This window comes from Micromonospora sp. WMMD812 (genome assembly GCF_027497215.1).
Lineage (GTDB): Bacteria > Actinomycetota > Actinomycetes > Mycobacteriales > Micromonosporaceae > Micromonospora.
On record NZ_CP114904.1, the window covers coordinates 3777400 to 3793326 of the forward strand.

General features: G+C 73.0%; 17 protein-coding genes. 6 read left to right on the forward strand and 11 right to left on the reverse strand.

The window, feature by feature from the left end:
• Nucleotides 1-85: 85 nt before the first annotated feature.
• Nucleotides 86-913, reverse strand: coding sequence for a DUF4245 domain-containing protein (locus O7603_RS17270; protein ID WP_281570836.1), 828 nt, complete (start codon nucleotides 911-913; stop codon nucleotides 86-88).
• 158 nt (nucleotides 914-1071) lie between these two features.
• Between O7603_RS17270 and glpX the strand changes: the two genes are divergently transcribed.
• Both glpX and O7603_RS17280 read left to right on the forward strand, forming a co-directional pair.
• Nucleotides 1072-2103: a class II fructose-bisphosphatase gene (glpX, locus tag O7603_RS17275; protein WP_281570837.1), complete on the forward strand. Its 1032-nt coding sequence runs from the start codon at nucleotides 1072-1074 to the stop codon at nucleotides 2101-2103.
• Nucleotides 2104-2129: 26 nt separating this feature from the next.
• A complete protein-coding gene (locus O7603_RS17280) occupies nucleotides 2130-3062 on the forward strand; it encodes a DMT family transporter (protein WP_281576719.1) in 933 nt (310 codons plus the stop codon).
• A 120-nt stretch (nucleotides 3063-3182) separates the two neighbouring features.
• Here the strand turns inward: O7603_RS17280 and O7603_RS17285 are convergent, their stop codons facing one another.
• A complete protein-coding gene (locus O7603_RS17285; RefSeq protein WP_281570838.1) occupies nucleotides 3183-4103 on the reverse strand; it encodes an NAD-dependent epimerase/dehydratase family protein in 921 nt (306 codons plus the stop codon).
• Nucleotides 4104-4242: 139 nt separating this feature from the next.
• Between O7603_RS17285 and O7603_RS17290 the strand changes: the two genes are divergently transcribed.
• Nucleotides 4243-4932, forward strand: coding sequence for a TetR/AcrR family transcriptional regulator (locus tag O7603_RS17290; protein ID WP_281570839.1), 690 nt, complete (start codon nucleotides 4243-4245; stop codon nucleotides 4930-4932).
• A 106-nt stretch (nucleotides 4933-5038) separates the two neighbouring features.
• Here the strand turns inward: O7603_RS17290 and O7603_RS17295 are convergent, their stop codons facing one another.
• The 6 genes from O7603_RS17295 to O7603_RS17320 all read right to left on the reverse strand — a co-directional run bounded on the left by O7603_RS17295 (nucleotide 5039) and on the right by O7603_RS17320 (nucleotide 10745).
• Nucleotides 5039-6007 carry an NAD(P)/FAD-dependent oxidoreductase gene (locus O7603_RS17295; RefSeq protein WP_281570840.1) on the reverse strand — a complete coding sequence of 323 codons (969 nt, stop codon included), beginning with the start codon at nucleotides 6005-6007 and terminating at the stop codon, nucleotides 5039-5041.
• A 460-nt stretch (nucleotides 6008-6467) separates the two neighbouring features.
• Nucleotides 6468-7121, reverse strand: a complete 654-nt coding sequence (locus O7603_RS17300; protein ID WP_281570841.1) for a rhomboid family intramembrane serine protease — start codon at nucleotides 7119-7121, stop codon at nucleotides 6468-6470.
• A 112-nt stretch (nucleotides 7122-7233) separates the two neighbouring features.
• Nucleotides 7234-7914 carry a lytic transglycosylase domain-containing protein gene (locus O7603_RS17305; RefSeq protein WP_281570842.1) on the reverse strand — a complete coding sequence of 227 codons (681 nt, stop codon included), beginning with the start codon at nucleotides 7912-7914 and terminating at the stop codon, nucleotides 7234-7236.
• Between the two features lie 277 nt (nucleotides 7915-8191).
• On the reverse strand, nucleotides 8192-9607 hold the full coding sequence (locus tag O7603_RS17310) for a PhoH family protein (RefSeq protein ID WP_281570843.1): 1416 nt from the start codon (nucleotides 9605-9607) through the stop codon (nucleotides 8192-8194).
• 429 nt (nucleotides 9608-10036) lie between these two features.
• Nucleotides 10037-10369, reverse strand: coding sequence for a hypothetical protein (locus tag O7603_RS17315; protein ID WP_281570844.1), 333 nt, complete (start codon nucleotides 10367-10369; stop codon nucleotides 10037-10039).
• A 31-nt stretch (nucleotides 10370-10400) separates the two neighbouring features.
• Complete coding sequence (locus O7603_RS17320) at nucleotides 10401-10745, reverse strand: hypothetical protein (RefSeq protein ID WP_281570845.1); 345 nt, start codon at nucleotides 10743-10745, stop codon at nucleotides 10401-10403.
• Nucleotides 10746-11009: 264 nt separating this feature from the next.
• Here O7603_RS17320 and O7603_RS17325 point away from each other — a divergent pair, with 264 nt between their 5' ends.
• The 3 genes from O7603_RS17325 (at nucleotide 11010) to otsB (ending at nucleotide 12865) form a co-directional block, all read left to right on the forward strand.
• A complete protein-coding gene (locus O7603_RS17325) occupies nucleotides 11010-11453 on the forward strand; it encodes an XRE family transcriptional regulator (RefSeq protein ID WP_281570846.1) in 444 nt (147 codons plus the stop codon).
• A gap of 162 nt (nucleotides 11454-11615) precedes the next feature.
• Complete coding sequence (locus O7603_RS17330; protein ID WP_281570847.1) at nucleotides 11616-11969, forward strand: hypothetical protein; 354 nt, start codon at nucleotides 11616-11618, stop codon at nucleotides 11967-11969.
• 71 nt (nucleotides 11970-12040) lie between these two features.
• A complete protein-coding gene (gene otsB / locus O7603_RS17335) occupies nucleotides 12041-12865 on the forward strand; it encodes a trehalose-phosphatase (RefSeq protein WP_281570848.1) in 825 nt (274 codons plus the stop codon).
• A 22-nt stretch (nucleotides 12866-12887) separates the two neighbouring features.
• Here the strand turns inward: otsB and O7603_RS17340 are convergent, their stop codons facing one another.
• From O7603_RS17340 to O7603_RS17350, 3 genes are all read right to left on the reverse strand, one after another.
• Nucleotides 12888-13658 carry an isoprenyl transferase gene (locus tag O7603_RS17340; protein WP_281570849.1) on the reverse strand — a complete coding sequence of 257 codons (771 nt, stop codon included), beginning with the start codon at nucleotides 13656-13658 and terminating at the stop codon, nucleotides 12888-12890.
• A 31-nt stretch (nucleotides 13659-13689) separates the two neighbouring features.
• Nucleotides 13690-14832: a geranylgeranyl reductase family protein gene (locus O7603_RS17345; RefSeq protein ID WP_281570850.1), complete on the reverse strand. Its 1143-nt coding sequence runs from the start codon at nucleotides 14830-14832 to the stop codon at nucleotides 13690-13692.
• A 214-nt stretch (nucleotides 14833-15046) separates the two neighbouring features.
• Entirely contained in the window at nucleotides 15047-15904 is an 858-nt protein-coding gene (locus tag O7603_RS17350) for a hypothetical protein (protein ID WP_281570851.1), read from the reverse strand.
• Nucleotides 15905-15927 lie beyond the last annotated feature (23 nt).

Here is a 15927-nt window from a genome sequence, read left to right on the forward strand (position 1 = left end):
TCCGACGCCTCCGGCGGCCCGACGTCACCGGCGGTCCGATGCCCGCGCCGGCCCGCCGTCCCCGGCGTTCCGCTGAGCGCGACGGCTAGCTCAGTGCGGCGGCGAGCTGGCGCAGTTCGGCCTCCCGGGCGTCACCGACCACGATCACCGTCCGGCCTGGCTCCAGCAGCACCAGCGCCTGCTCGTTCTCCCGGGCGGTGTACCGCTGCCAGTTCCGCCCGGCCAGGTCGGCCTGGCCCTGTGGCTGCGCGCGGTCGGTCAGCTCGGCCGGCAGCAGCTGCTCGGCCGGGACGTTGCTCTGCACGAGCTGGGCACCTTGGCCCTCCGGGGTCACGTAGCCGATCCGCAGGTTCGCGCCGCCGTCGACCGACCGGTAGCTGGCGCTGACCGTGCGCCAGCCGGAACCGAGGTCGGCCGGCTGGCTGACCGGGAAGGCGTTCGCCGCCCGGGCCTGCTCGACGGCGGGCGCCGGGTCGACCGTGTTGGCCTCGTCTCCGCCCAGGAATCCCCGGTAGAACGCCAGCAGCAGGGCGATCGGGATCAGCAGCACCAGCAGCGAGATCGCCATGTCCTTGGGCGACCGCTCGGACCGGCGCGCGTCGACCGCGGCCGGCGGCGTCGGCGAGTCCACCGGGGCGCCCGTCGGCGTCGGACCCGGGACGCCCGCCGGCGACAGGCCGCTCGGCGGCTGGCCGGCCGCGGCCGTCTGCGCCCCCGGCGCGGGCGCGGCCGGCTGCGCTGGCGTTCCGGTCCCGGCCGGTTCGACAAGGGCGGGCTCGCCGTCGACCGGCGGCGGGATGTCCGGGCCGGTCGAGGAGGGGCTACCGGGCGAGGAGGGGCGACCGGTCGGGGTCGGGCCACTGGTCGGGGTCGGCTCGGCGGGTACGCGGTCGGCAGGCTGTGCGGGTTCCACGCCGCCATTCTCGCAGCCGCCCGACCGGCGGTATCCGGGCCATCACCGCCCCGCTCCCGCGCCCGGTCCGCCATCGTGTGAGGATCAGCGACAAAGCCGGCAGCGCGGGACGTCCCGTGGCGCCGGTCCACCCCGCACCGTCGCGAGGAGGAGCCGTCATGACGAACACCAGGACCCGGATTCCACAGAATCTGGACCGCAACCTCGCCCTCGACCTGGTCCGGGTCACCGAGGCGGCGGCGATGGCCGCCGGCCGCTGGGTCGGCCGCGGTGACAAGGAGGGCGGCGACGGGGCCGCCGTCGACGCCATGCGCAAGCTGATCAACTCGATCCCGATGCGGGGCGTCGTGGTGATCGGCGAGGGCGAGAAGGACAACGCGCCGATGCTCTTCAACGGTGAGGAGGTCGGTGACGGCACCGGTCCGGAGGTGGACGTCGCGGTCGACCCGATCGACGGCACCACGCTGATGAGCAAGGGCATGCCGAACGCCCTGGCGGTGTTGGCGGTCGCGGAGCGGGGCGCGATGTTCGACCCGAGCGCGGTCTTCTACATGGAGAAGCTCGCCGTCGGCCCGCTCTACGCGGACGTGGTGGACATCAATGCCGGGGTCGCCGACAACCTCCGCCGGATCGCCAAGGTCAAGGGCACCGACATCTCCGAGGTGACGGTCTGCGTCCTCGACCGGCCCCGCCACAAGGACCTGGTCAACCAGATCCGACGGGCCGGTGCGGGTATCCGGTTCATCTCCGACGGCGACATCGCCGGCGCGATCGCCGCGGCCCGGGGCGAGTCGGACGTCGACGTGCTGATGGGCATCGGCGGCACCCCGGAGGGGATCACCTCGGCCTGCGCGCTCAAGTGCATGGGCGGTGTGATGCAGGCGAAGCTCTGGCCCAAGGACGACGAGGAGCGGGAGAAGGCGTTGGCCGCCGGGCACGACCTGGACCGGGTGCTCACCACGGACGACCTGGTCACCGGGGACAACTGCTTCTTCGTCGCCACCGGCGTCACCTCCGGGGACCTGCTCCGCGGGGTGCGTTACCGGGCGGGCGGCGCATACACCCAGTCCATCGTGATGCGGTCCAAGAGCGGCACGATCCGGGTGATCGACTCGTACCACCGGCTGGAGAAGCTGGCGCTCTACTCGGCCGTCGACTTCGACGGCCGACCCCTGGCCGAGCAGGAGTGAGCGCGGGCACCACCGTCCAGGCCACCCTGCCGGCGACCCGCCGGATCGTCGGCGTGGGTCTGGCTAGCGTCTCCGGGGTCGCCGTCGCCGTGCAGTCCCGGATCAACGGCGAGTTGGGCGTACGCCTCGACGACGGCTTCGCCGCTGCGGTGGTCTCCTTCGGCCTGGGGCTGCTGGTGCTGCTGGCCCTGGTCCCGGCCACCCCGACGGGGCGCCGGGGCCTGGTCGCCCTCCGCAAGGCGCTCGCCGCCGGCTCCCTGCGGCCGTGGCAGTGCCTGGGCGGTGTGTGCGGCGCGTTCCTGGTGGCCACCCAGGGGCTCACCATCGGCACGCTCGGGGTGGCCGTGTTCACCGTGGCGGTGGTCGCCGGCCAGTCGGGCAGCAGCCTGGCGGTCGACCGGGCGGGCATCGGCCCGACCGGTCGGCAGCCGGTCACCGGCCAGCGGCTCACCGGCGCCGTGCTGACCGTGGTCGCGGTGCTGATCGCCGTCAGCGACCGGCTCGGCGAGCCGCAGGCGCTGGCGCTGGCGGTGCTGCCGCTGCTGGCCGGGGTGGGCATCGCCTGGCAGCAGGCGGTCAACGGGCGGGTCCGAGCCGCCGCCGACAGCGCGCTGACCGCCACGTTGGTCAACTTCACCGTCGGTACGGTCGCGCTGCTCGTGGCGCTCGCCGTCGACGTGGCCGTACGCGGCTGGCCGGCCGGGAGCCTGCCGAGCGAACCCTGGCTCTACCTGGGCGGTCCGATCGGCATCGTGTTCATCGCGATCGCCGCCGCCATCGTGCGTTTCACCGGCGTCCTGCTGCTCGGGCTGGCCACCATCGCCGGCCAGGTCGTCGGCGCGGTCCTGCTGGACCTCGCCCTGCCGACGGCGGCCTCCCATCCCGGCCCCACCACGCTGATCGGCGCCGCCCTCACCATGGTCGCCGTGCTCGTCGCCGCCCTCGCGCCCCAGCGCTGAGCCCTCCGGCGTTGGAGTGCCCGGCGGTGAGCCCCAGGGCTGAGCAGCCGGGGCTGAGCGCTCCGCCGCTTTGCGAGCCCGCGCGGAACGGGCCCGCGCGGAACGGGCCCGCGACCATCGTCAGCGGCGTAGCCCGGCGAGGGTCTCGGCGAGCACCTTGTCGAGTGGGGTGGGCTCGATGCCGAACGTCGCGGTCGCCGCGCGGGAGTCGAGCAGGAACGGCCGGTCGAACTGGTAGGCCACCTCGCGCAACTCCCGGACCAGCGGGCTGAACACGCCACCCAGCCAGAGCACCGGGTAGGGCAGCCGGGACAGCTTCGGCGCCGGCGCGCCGGCCAGCGTCGCCGCGCGCTCGGCGAGGGCGCGCAGGGAGACCGGGGGTGTACTCGGCACGTGCCAGGGTCGGCCGAGACCGCGCTCGTCACCGGCGGCCGCGACCAGGGTCCGGGCGACATCGCCCACGTACGTCCAGCTGTGCGGGGCGTCCAGGTCGGCCGGGGCCGTCGCCCGCCGCCCGGCCAGCACCCGGGGCAGCACCAGCATGACGGCCACCGACTGGGCACCGGCACCGAGGTAGTCGCTGCCGCGCACCTCGGTGACCCGCACCCGGCCGGCGCGGTGCGCCTCCAGGGCGTCGGTCCACATCCGCACCCGGATCTGGCCCTTGACGCTGCTCGGCCGCAGCGGGGTCGCCTCCGTCATCGGGCCCTCCACCGGCCCGTAGCCGTAGAGGTTGCCCACCGTGGCCAGCACCGCCCCGGCCCGCTCGGCGGCGGCCAGGAGCGCGGCGGCGAGCGGCGGCCAGTCGGTCGACCAGCGGTGGTACGGCGGGTTGGCGCAGTTGTAGAGCACCTCCGCGCCCTCGGCCAGCGTGCCGAGCCGGTCGGCGTCGGTGGCGTCGGCGGCCACCCGCTCCACGGCCGGGTGTTCGGGGCCGGTGCCGCGCCGGGTCACCAGGCGGACTCGCTCACCCCGCTCGGCGAGCAGAAGAGCGGTGGCGGTGCCGACCGGTCCGGCGCCGACGATCACGTGCAGTGCCATGGGAGGTCACCTTTCGACGCAGAGCTTCGTTGCGAGAGCACTGCTCTCGACTGACACCAGAATGCGGCAGGGCGGCGGCCGTGTCAAGAGCACCGCTCTAGTTTTGGACGCGCGCTCTCTCATGTGGCAGAGTGAATCCATGTCCGCACCCTCGATCCGCGCCCGGGTCCGCGCCGAGATGATCGCCGAGATCAAGGCGGTGGCCCGCCGGCACCTCGCGACCGACGGCGCCAACCTCTCGCTGCGCGCGGTCTCCCGGGACATGGGCATGGTCTCGTCGGCCATCTACCGCTACTTCCCGAGCCGGGACGAGCTGCTGACAGCCCTGATCATCGAGGCGTACGACGCGCTGGGCGACGCGGTGGAGGCGGCCGACGCCGCGGTCGACCGGAACGACCTGCGTGGGCGCTGGCACGCCGCGTGCCGGGCCGCCCGCGACTGGGCGCTGACCCATCCGGCCGAGTACGCGCTGCTCTACGGCAGCCCGGTGCCCGGATATGCCGCTCCCGACGACACCATCGGCCCGGCCCAGCGGCCACCGCTGACCCTGGTCGGCGTCCTCCGCGACGGGCTGGCCGCCGGCCTGCTCACCCCGACCCCGGCCGACGAGCTGGCCGCACCGTTGCGGGAGGACCTGACCGAACTCGCCGACGCCTTCTTCCCGGAGCTGCCGGAGGCGCTGCTCGCTCGGGGCATGGCCGGCTGGACGCAGCTCTTCGGCCTGATCAGCTTCGAGCTGTTCGGCCGGATCAACCGGAGTCTGCCGCACCGGGACGCGTACTTCGACCACCAGGTCGGGCTGATGGCCGACCTGATCGGCCTGCCCTGACCGGCTGGCCGCGTCAGCCGCGCGGCATGACCGACAGCGACAGCGGCAGCGGCGGCGGCGGCGGGAATCCGACCACGCGGAAAGCCGCCTACGGTACCGGTCCGGGTCAGGTGCCGTCCGACGAGTGGCCCGGGAAGAGGTGGGCGGCCGGGTCGATCGCCACGGCCGCGTTGTTGACCGCCGTCGCCGCCTCGCCGAAGCCGGTGGCGATCAGGCGGACCTTGCCGGGGTACTCCGTGATGTCGCCGGCCGCGAAGATCCGCGGCAGGTTGGTCGCCATCGTGCTGTCCACCACGATGTGCCGCCGGTCCAGCCGCAGCCCCCACTCGGCGAGCGGGCCGAGGTCGGCGGTGAAGCCGAGCGCCGCGACGACCGTGTCGACCGGCAGCGTCTCCGCGGCGCTTCCCCGCACGGTGATCTCCGCGCCGCTGACCGCGCCGTCACCGTGCAGCCGGGTCACCTCGGCGTTGACCACGACCCGGATCGGCAGCGCCAGGACCCGGGCGACCGTGGCGGCGTGCGCCCGGAACTTTTCCCGCCGGTGCACCATCGTCACCGAGCGGGCCAGCGGGTGCAGCGTCAACGCCCAGTCGAAGGCGGAGTCGCCCCCGCCGACGATCAGCACGTCCCGGCCGGCCAGCTCGGCCGGCTGCGGTACGAAGTAGACGATCCCGGTGCCGACGAAGTGCTCGGCGACCGGTAGCGGGCGCGGGGTGAAGCTGCCCAGCCCGCCGGTGACGATCACCGCGCCGCACCGCAGTTGCTCCCCGCCGGCCAGGCCGAGCACCGGGTGCCCGTCGGCGTAGGAGAGCTTCTCCGCCCGGGTGCCGAGCAGGTACCGCGGCGCGAACGGCGCGGCCTGGGCGACGAGGTTGGCCACCAGGTCGCGGCCCTTGATCGACGGGAAGCCCGCCACGTCGAGGATCAGCTTCTCCGGGTACATGGCCGTGACCTGGCCGCCGGGCTCCGGCAGGGCGTCGATCACCGCCACGGAGAGCCCTCGGAACCCGGCGTAGTACGCGGCGAAGAGACCGGCCGGACCGGCCCCGATCACTGCGACATCGACCTCGCGCATGGCGTACCGTCGCTTCCCGCTCGCGGATCAACGCGTGCTGATGCCGACGGTAGGGCGGCGGTGCCGCCCGGGCAAGCATGTCCCAGGACGCCGCGCGAAAGCTCGCGACGCCGCCGCCACACACCCCCCGAGGCCCGAGCCCTTCCGAGGCCCGAACCCTGCCCGCGGCCCGAGCCCTTCCCCGGGCCCGAGCCGCCGCATCGAGGCTCGAGCTGACCCGGACCCAACCCGCGGCACCAAGGCCGAGCCGGGACCGGGGACCGCATCGAGGCGGCAACATCCCTGAAGTTGCCCCCTCGGAGGATTGGGAGACAGCAACATCCGGAAAGTTGCGCAGATCATGAGCACGCCCGGCATGGGCGCGCGCTGCGCCGCGCCGGGGCGGGGCGCGCCCGGGCGGGCTGGGGCGGGGCGGGGCGGGGCCGGGCGGGCTGGGGCGGAGCGGCGGCGCCCGCTGGCGTCAGGGCAGCGAGAGCGTGGACTCGGAGTGGTAGGGCCCGCCCCGGTCGGAGCGGCGGCGCCGGAACAGGATGGCGGCGATCACCCCGCCGAGCAGCCCGAACAGGTGCCCCTGCCAGGAGATCCGGTCGTCGGTGGGGAGGATTCCGACGAGCTGCCAGCCGTAGAGCAGACCGACCAGCAGGAAGACCGCGAAGTTCCACCAACTGCGCTCGACGATGCCCCGGGTGAGCAGGATGCCGAGGTAGCCGAAGATAACCCCGCTCGCACCGACCACCACGGTGTTCGACGAGCCGGTGAACCACACACCGAGCCCGCTGACCAGGACGATCACCAGGGTGGACCAGAGGAACCGGCGGGCGCCGGCGGCGAGCACGAAGGTGCCGAGCAGGATCAGCGGGATGCTGTTGCTGTAGAGGTGGTCGAAGCCGTGGTGCAGGAACGGAGAGAAGAAGACCCCGTCAAGACCGTCGATGCGGTGCGGGATGATGCCGGCGGTGGAGTCCAGTCCGAACGCGAGGCCCTGGTCGATCGCCTCGATGAGGAAGAGGAAGGGCACGACCGCGCACATCGCGACGAAGGCCCGGCCGAGCGCCGCGTAGAAGGCCTCGGTGCCGAACCGGTTGGGGTCGCCACTTCCGGGGAGCAGGGTCACCCTCCAACTGCTATCAGCAAACCCGGCCGGCCGCCACTCACGTCCCGCCGCACCGGACGAACAACGGCGGGGCGGGTGGTGCTCCACCCGCCCCGCCGTCGTCGCGTGGTGATCAGTACCAGCCGCTGCTCTGCGAGTGCGCCCAGGCCTTGCACGGCGTGTCGTACCGGCCCTCGATGTAGCCCAGACCCCACTTGATCTGGGTGGCCGGGTTGGTCTGCCAGTCGTCGGCGACCGAACCCATCTTGCTGCCGGGCAGCGCCTGGGGGATGCCGTACGCACCGGATGAGGAGTTGCGGGCCTTGTGGTTCCAGCCGCTCTCCTTGCTCCAGAGCTTGTCGAGGCAGGGGAACTCCGCGATCTCGAAGCCCGCCTTGATCATCTCGGCGCAGCCGATCTTCCGGTTGCCGCTGTACTCCTCGCAGGAGGCCGGAATCGGCCCGGTGTACGGCTTGGCGGGCGCGTTCTCCGCGGCCTCGCGCTCGCGCTTGCGGGACGCCGCGGCCTGCTCGGCCTTCCGGGCCCGCTCGGCTGCCTCCTTGGCGGCCTCGGCGGCCCGCAGCTTGGCCTGGTACTCGGCCGCGCGCTGCTTGGCAGACTGCATCTGGTGTGCGGCCTGCCGGTCCCGCTGGTATTCGTACTCGGCCTGGTCGACCTCCGCGCCGACCTGCGCGGTGAGGCCCTGTTGCTGGGTCTCCCGGTCTTCGCCCAGATAGAAGCCGCCGGCAACACCCACGGAGAGCAGTGCGACGGCGGCCGTACGGGCACCCAACCGGCTCCACAGCCGACTCACGAAGTGGTCCCTTCGTCGGGGGCAAGGACACGGCGCGGTGTCGGGCCCTCGGGGCCCCGTCCCCGCGCCGTGAGCGCCCCGACCGCAGCCGGTCGCAGCCGACGTACCGGATCCCGCCGATCTCGTTCCTGGTGTGACGAACGATGCTCGGCGATCTTTCCGGTGCGCGGGCGCTCGTGGGACACCATCGCGCACAGTGAGGCCGATGGGAAACCACCGGACATGTTTGTGACTTGCGCCACAAGCTAAATCCGGATGAACCCGGACATAACAGTCATCAGGTCGGGACATCCTCCAGGAGATCCGTCACCATCGCGGCGATCGGCGACCGCTCCGAACGGCTGAGCGTGACGTGGGCGAAGAGCGGATGGCCCTTCAACGCCTCGATCACCGCGGTCACCCCGTCGTGCCGGCCGACCCGGAGGTTGTCCCGCTGCGCCACGTCGTGGGTGAGCACCACCCGGGAGCCCTGCCCGATCCGGGACAGCACGGTGAGCAGCACCCCCCGCTCCAGGGACTGCGCCTCGTCCACGATCACGAAGGCGTCATGCAGGCTGCGGCCCCGGATGTGGGTCAGCGGCAGGACCTCGAGCAGACCGCGGGAGGTGACCTCCTCGAGCACGTTCTCGTGCACCACGGACCCCAGGGTGTCGAAGACCGCCTGCGCCCAGGGCGACATCTTCTCCGACTCGGACCCGGGCAGATAGCCCAACTCCTGGCCGCCGACCGCGTACAGCGGTCGGAAGACGATCACCTTCTTATGCCGGCGCCGCTCCATCACGGCCTCCAGCCCGGCGCAGAGCGCCAGCGCCGACTTGCCGGTGCCCGCCCGCCCGCCGAGCGACACGATGCCGATCGACTCGTCCAGCAGCAGGTCCAGCGCGATCCGCTGCTCGGCGGAGCGCCCGTGCACACCGAACGCCTCCCGGTCGCCGCGGACCAGCCGCACCGACTTGTCCGGCAGGACCCGGCCGAGCGCCGACCCCCGCGCGGAGTGCAACACCAGGCCGGTGTGACAGGGCAGCCCCGCCGCCCCGTCCAGGTCGATCGCTTCGCCGCCGTAGAGCCGGCCGATCTGCTCCTCGCTCAGTTCCAGCTCGGACATCCCGGTCCAGGTCGGGTCGCTGGCCTGGCCGTGCCGGTACTCGTCCGCGCGCAGGCCGACCGAGGCGGCCTTGACCCGCAGCGGCATGTCCTTGCTGACCAGGGTCACCGCCCGACCCTCGGTGGCCAGGTTGAGGGCCACGGAGAGGATCCGGGCGTCGTTGGACTCGGTGCGGAAGCCGGGCGGCAGGACCCCGTCGTCGGTGTGGTTGAGCTCCACCCGCAGGGTGCCGCCGGCGTCGTTGGCGGGCACCGGACGGTCCAGGCGGCCGTGCCGCACGCGCAGCTCGTCCAGCATGCGCAGCGACTGGCGCGCGAACCAGCCCAACTCCGGATGGTGCCGTTTCCCCTCCAGTTCCGAGATCACCACCAGCGGCAGCACCACCTCGTGCTCGGCGAAGCGGTGGAACGCCGCAGGGTCGGAGAGCAGTACCGAGGTGTCCAGGACATAGACCTGGCCGTCTGGTCGGGGCTCCTTGGCGTCGGCCGACGCGGCGGCCGCCGTGCGGCGGCTCCGGGTGGCGCGGCGGGTCGTGGCAGTCGCGGCCGGGGTCTGGTCGGCACCGGCGGTGGTACGGCGAGTCGTCACAGGCCTGCTCCGGCAGGTGGGCACCCGCCACCCGCGTTCCGCCTCCTCCGGTGCCCGGGCAGACACGGGGTCGGATGCGGGCCCCGTGCGCGAGGTCGCAGGTCCGGGCAACCGGTTGGCCCGGGAGAACCCCGTGCCATGCCTAGACGCTAGCCGCGTACGGGCCCCCCGGCTAGGGGGCGATCGTGGATCTCCGGGGACCGGTGTGTGAACAGCCGCGCGGCCGGCGGCAGCCGGCGCGATCGGGCACGCCGGCTGCCGAGCCGTGGGCGGCGGAGCCGGCCGGGATGCATGCCCCCTGCGCGCATCCCGGCCGGTGGGACCACCGTCACCGGTCTGACGTGGCCCCGACGGTGCGTGTCCGCCGCGGACGACGCACCGCGCCTGCTCGGCGGCCGCCGAGGCGCCCGTGGGCGCCCCGTCGGCCGTCTAACCGGTTCGCCGGACGAGGGTGCCGGTCGGGTGCCGCCCGGTGACCGGGGCGGCCGGCGCCGTGAACGACGAGCCGGTGTACGTGGTGCCGGGCCGGGCCACCGTGCCGCTCACCTGCAGCGTGCTCGGCGGCGCGGACAACGCCGACGCGATGGCGGCCTGCGCGTCCCGGCGGCGCCGGTTCCAGGCGCCACGGTCGCCGTCGAAGTAGCCCTGCCGGTAGCCGAACCGGTAGCCGATGCGGTAGCTGAGCTGCCCGTGCAACCGCCCGGCCGCGTAGCTGGTCGCGCCGAGCACAAGTACCAGGAAGATCGCGAGGAAGGGGCTCATCGCGCCCCTCCGATGTGCCGCGGGTGCCGGGTCATCGCTCCTCCGGCTCGACGCTCGTGGGATCGGCGACCAGCAGCCGGTCCAGGTCGTCGGTGCTGACCTCCTCGACCAGCTCGACGCTGATCCGGCAGCCGTCCAGGACCACCTCCGCCACCGACGACCGCCGGATCTCGCCGCCGGCGTCGTAGACCCGGACGCTCAGCTCGGGGCAGCCGAGGTGGGTACGCCAGGCGTTCCACTCCGTCCGGTCGCCCACGCTCAGCGAGAGGTAACGGCAGCCCCGGGCCAGGTAGAGGCGCCAGGGGGCGCTCAGGCCGGCATCGACCCCCTGGGCGATCAGACCGAAGGCCTGGGCACGGGTTGCTAGTTCGGTCACCACACCTCCCCTGCACCGAAGATGTGACGCATGTGAGCACCGATCGTCTCAGGCACGTGACACACCGTAGGTTGTCCCATGAGCGTGACAGTATCAGCTTTTCGTCCGTTTACCCCGACACCTACGGGCATCTATTCTGCCCAGGTGATACCCCTCAGGAGCGGCGCTGGATCGTTTACCGGAAATCCGAATGGTCCGTCACGTTCGCGTGACAGCAGCGTGCCAGGGCCCTCATCCCGGGCCGACTGGCCGTACCGTCACGGGGTGACCGAGACGGCCAACGCACGGAAGATCGCCTTTGCGACGTTCGTCCGGCGTGCCCTCGATGAGGCACGTGCGACCCGGGCCTGGAGTGGCACCGAGGTCTCCCGCCGCACCGGCGTCTCCCGGCAGACCATCAACCGGTGGGTACGCGGCGACTGGGCCAGTGACCCGGAGGCCGAGCGGGTGGTCGCCTTCTGCGAGGGGCTCGGCCTCAACCCGGCCGCCGCGTTCGCGGCCCTCGGCTGGGACCGCACCGCCGCCGCGCCGCGCGGGAACCAGCCTCCTCCACCGATGGATCCCGACGTGGAGGCGCTGCTGCGCCGGCTGGTCGATCCGAACGTCTCGGACGCGGAGAAGTTCCACATCCGCGAAACCATTCGCTACCTCGCTTATCGCCCGACTCTCCCGGTCGATGTCCGAAAGCGAGGACAGCAGGCCGGTTAGTTCCTCAGATGGCGAAAGAACAGCAGGTCAGACTCATTCGTTTCGCTCCGGGGCTGGAACGGGCACGCTAGCGTCCCTATTCGTACTGCTTGGGCTCGTCGTCGGCGGGGGGACGGGACAAGGCCGAACCCAGCCCTGCGGGACAGAAGGAGGGGTCTGTCCATGACCCTGAAATGGTTGGCAGTCGTGGTGGCCACGGTGTCGTTGACGCTGTGCGTCACCGGGAACGCGGTGACCCTCGTGGTCAACGGCGGGCAGCTTCCCATGCTCGTGAACCTCTTCGCTCTCACCATCGCCGGCACCTCGGTCGTCCTGGCCGTGCTGGCGGAGCTGCACGAGCGACTGAACGACCGGATCAGCGCGCTCACCGAGTTCCTGGTCGCCCGGCTGAACGAAATCGAGTCGCACACCGGCGACCGCAACACCGGTTTCGTGGAGGGCTACCTGCTCAGCCACGGGCAGGAGGCGGCGGTCGTGCCCTTCGGGCGCCGGGGTCGGGGAGCCGCTGAACGCTGATCATTCCGCCCTCGCCGAGGGGCTTTTATCGGCCACGAATGAGCCGCCGGAGCCGGGGTACGCTGACGCGCGTGCCGCCGTTGAATGTGGGCAACCAGCAGCCGAGGACTCCGTTGGACGCCGATGAGGCCTGGCGCACGACCGCCGGTCGAGCCGGCGGGACCGTGCTCTTCTTCGACTTCGACGGCACGCTCGCGCCGGTCGACGACGACCCGACCGCGGTCCAGCCCGCGCCGAAGGTGCTGGCGGCGATCGAGGCGCTCGCCCCGATGGTCCGACGGATCGCGATCGTGTCGGCCCGGCCGGTGGAGTTCCTCCGCGCGCATCTCGGCGGCCTCGACGGGGTGGATCTCTACGGCCTCTACGGCCTCGAACACAGTCACTCCGGCGGGGAGACGGTGACCGAGCCGGCCGCGCTGCCCTGGGTGCCCACCATGGCCGAGCTCGCCGACCTCGCCCGCGCCGAACTCCCCGCGGGCACGCTCGTCGAGTACAAGCGGCTGTCGGTGGCGCTGCACTGGCGTACCGCTCGGCAGTTGGGCGATGCGGTGCAGGAGTGGGGTCGCGCCCAGGCCGACCGGCTCGGGCTGCGGGTGCAGGCGGGCCGGATGGTGCTCGAACTCAAGCCACCGGTCGACCGGGACAAGGGCATGGTGATCGGCGAGGTGATCCGCGACGCCGAGGCGGCCTGGTACTTCGGCGACGACGTCTCCGACATCAAGGCGTTCGCCGCGCTGCGTGCCCGGGCCGCCGCGGACCCGGACTTCTTCGGCGTCTGCGTCGCCGTGGCCAACCCGGAGACCGGTCAGGAGGTGGCCGACGCCGCCGATCTCACCATCGACTCCCCCGCCGCCCTCGGCGACTTCCTCACCGAAGCCGCCCACCACCTGACCTGACGGCCCGGGCGAGGGCCGCCGGTCAGGCGCCGTAGCGGCGTTGGCGGTTGGCGTACGAGCGCAGCGCCCGCAGGAAGTCGATGTGCCGGAAGTCGGGCCAGTTGAGTTCGCAGAAGTAGAACTCGGAGTGCGCCGACTGCCAGAGCATGAACCCGGAGAGGCGCTGCTCACCGCTGGTCCGGATGACCAGATCCGGGTCCGGCTGGCCGCGGGTGTAGAGGTGCTCGGCGATGTGCTCGACGTCCAGCACCTCCGCCAACTCCTCGATGGTGCCACCGGCGGCCGCGTGCTCGAGCAGCAGCGAGCGGACCGCATCGGTGATCTCCCGCCGACCGCCGTAGCCGACCGCGATGTTCACCTCGGCCCCGCCGCTACGCTCCCGGGTGCGCTCCTCGGCCGCCTTGAGCGCGGTCGCGGTCTGCGCCGGCAGCAGGTCGAGCGCGCCGACCATCCGCAGCCGCCAGGGATTGCCCTCCTCGGCCAGCTCCACCACCAGGTCCTCGATGATCTGGAGCAGCGGGTCGAGCTCGCTCGCCGGCCGCCGGAGGTTGTCGGTGGCCAGCAGGTAGAGGGTGACGTGGGCGATACCGGCCTGGTCGCACCAGCCCAGCACATGCTTGATCTTGGCGGCGCCGACCCGGTGCCCGTCGTTCGGGTCGACGTACCCCATCTCCCTGGCCCACCGCCGGTTGCCGTCGCACATCACGCCGACGTGTCGGGGCACCGGCTTGCCTGCGAGCTTCGCCGTGAGGCGCCGCTCGTACACGGAGTAGAGAAGGTTCCGCAGAGACATCACCTAGCAGCGTAGCGACCGGCGGGGCGGATCACCGCTGGGGAGGCCGATCCCGCGCCGGAAGACCAATGCCGATCATCGCGAGGGTACGGGCGTCCAGCCGTCCGTCGCCCAGGCCAAGCTCCACGATCGTGCGGTAGACCCGGTCGTCCCGCCGGGCCGCACGCACCGCCGAGTCGACCACCCGGCGACGGCGGGCCAACCAGGCCGCCATCGAGCTGTGTCGCAGATGGGTGCCGAGCCGACTGCGCAGCGTGTCGGCGTACCGCGCCGCGGCCCGCGCCGGCGAACCGGCCGCCGCGGCGCCGGCCAGGGCCCCGGAGAGCAGGGCGTAGAAGATCCCCTCGCCGGTGAACGGGCTGATCAACGAGAGCGCGTCGCCGGCCAGCACGACCCTCCCCCGTCCGGGTGCCGGGCGGTGCGTCGAGAGCGGCAGGTGATGGGCGCGGAGACCGTCGACGGTCGCCGGGTCGGTGTCGGGCAGCAGCGCCGCGAGCCGGTCGAGCAGGTACGCCCTGGTCAGCCCCTCACCCCGGAGCACCTCGCCGTACCCGACGTTCGCCCGGCCGTCACCGATCGGGAACGACCAGGCGTACGCCGGCCAGCGCGCCCCGGACGTGACGATGAGCTGCTCGGGCGGCCCGGGCAGCGCCGGCGCGTATCCCCGCATGGCCAGCGCCAGGTGCCGGTCCGGGTTCACCGGGTGGCCGAGCGCCCGGCGGACCACCGACCCCGCCCCGTCCGCGCCGACCACCGCCCGCGCGGTCAGCTCCCCGTTCAGCACCACCCGGTCGGCGCGCTGCTCGATCCGGCGAACGGTGTGCCGGCGCAGTTCGGCGCCGGCCGCCACCGCGGCGGCGACCAGCCGGGCGTCGAAGACCTCCCGGGGCACCGTGTACGCCGGCCGGGGCAGCACCTTGGCGACCGTGCCGCCGCCTGGGCCCACCAGCCGCAGCGCCGGGAGCGGCGGGTAACCGGCGACGGCGTCCCGTACGCCCAACTCGTCGAGGACGTCCAGCGCGTGGGCCGCGATCCCGTCGCCGCACGCCTTGTCGCGGGGGAAGTCCGCTCGGTCCAGCAGCAGCACCCGGGCACCGGCCCGCCTCGCCGCCAGCGCGGCCGCCGACCCCGCCGGGCCGGCCCCGACCACCGCCACGTCGAACTCGTCGCTCACCGCGTCGCCCTCCTCCGGCGGTCGCCCGGCGCACCGGGTCGGCTGGCCCGTAGGCCCATCCTGCCCGGTGTGCGCTCACAATCACCGATACCGCACCGGCAACCCGCCCGACGGTTCCCACCTGCCGACACCGTTGATCATGAGGTTCGTGGCGGTTTCGATCTCCGGAGGCGTCGCGAACCTCATGATCAACGGTTCGAGGAACCCCGGGGGATCAGGCTGGGGTGGTTTGTTCCGCGCGGGCGGCGCGCCACAGGCCGTACAACGCGACGCCGGCGGCGGCGACGAGCGGTCCGCCGTCCCGGACCAGGCCGTCCACGCCGAGCAGCCAGCGGCAGAGCGGCAGGTCGACGGCGAGCACCACCACGGTGACGGCGACCAGCAGGCCCCGGGCCCAGCGTCGCCCGCGCATGAGGAAGGCGGTGCACAGGAGTACCGCGTAGCTGGTGACCACCCCGGCGCCGAACCAGATCAGCACGGCGGGCACGGCGACCAGCCGGCCGTCCAGCACCGCGCCCCCGGCGACGAGGGCGGGCACCAGCATCAGCGGGCTGTAGGTGAACGCCGCCACCCGGCTGGTGAGCAACCAGCCACTGGCCTCGGGGCGGCGCGGTGGCACCTCCCGCCAGGAGATGCCGGACCGGTCGATGACCAGCCGGGGGCGATGCCGGACCAGGTGCCCGGCGAGGGCGGGCGAGCGGTAGAGCAGCCAGACCACCGCGGCGCACAGCCCGGTGAGCAACGCGAAGCCGAGCACCCCGGGCGCTGGTGGCAGACCCTGGCGCGGCACGATGAGCCGGCCGACGGCGAAGACCGTGGTCACCGCGAGGATCAGCCCGAACGGTCGGGCAACCGTCCGACCTCGACGGACGTGCCCGATCAGCACCAGGAAGCCCAGCGAGCGCAGCATCGCCCAGCCGGTCCGGACCGCGAGCCCGAAGCCCTGCTCCGGGGCGTACCACCAGTTGAGCAGCTCGACCACGACGGTGGCCGCCGCGGTCACCGCGAGCAGCGAGGTCAGTGCGCGGACGGCGGACGGCCGCCGGACCTCGGTCTCGGCGGCCGTCCTCATGGGATCCGATGATGCCCCACCCG

Bases quoted from the DNA above. Each gene is read 5' to 3' on its own strand.
- glpX (WP_281570837.1), top strand. From the start codon at position 1,072: ATGACGAACACCAGGACCCGGATTCCACAGAATCTGGACCGCAACCTC.
- O7603_RS17285 (WP_281570838.1), bottom strand. From the start codon at position 4,103: ATGGCACTGCACGTGATCGTCGGCGCCGGACCGGTCGGCACCGCCACC.
- O7603_RS17290 (WP_281570839.1), top strand. From the start codon at position 4,243: ATGTCCGCACCCTCGATCCGCGCCCGGGTCCGCGCCGAGATGATCGCC.
- O7603_RS17295 (WP_281570840.1), bottom strand. From the start codon at position 6,007: ATGCGCGAGGTCGATGTCGCAGTGATCGGGGCCGGTCCGGCCGGTCTC.
- O7603_RS17315 (WP_281570844.1), bottom strand. From the start codon at position 10,369: ATGAGCCCCTTCCTCGCGATCTTCCTGGTACTTGTGCTCGGCGCGACC.
- O7603_RS17330 (WP_281570847.1), top strand. From the start codon at position 11,616: ATGACCCTGAAATGGTTGGCAGTCGTGGTGGCCACGGTGTCGTTGACG.
- O7603_RS17340 (WP_281570849.1), bottom strand. From the start codon at position 13,658: ATGTCTCTGCGGAACCTTCTCTACTCCGTGTACGAGCGGCGCCTCACG.
- O7603_RS17350 (WP_281570851.1), bottom strand. From the start codon at position 15,904: ATGAGGACGGCCGCCGAGACCGAGGTCCGGCGGCCGTCCGCCGTCCGC.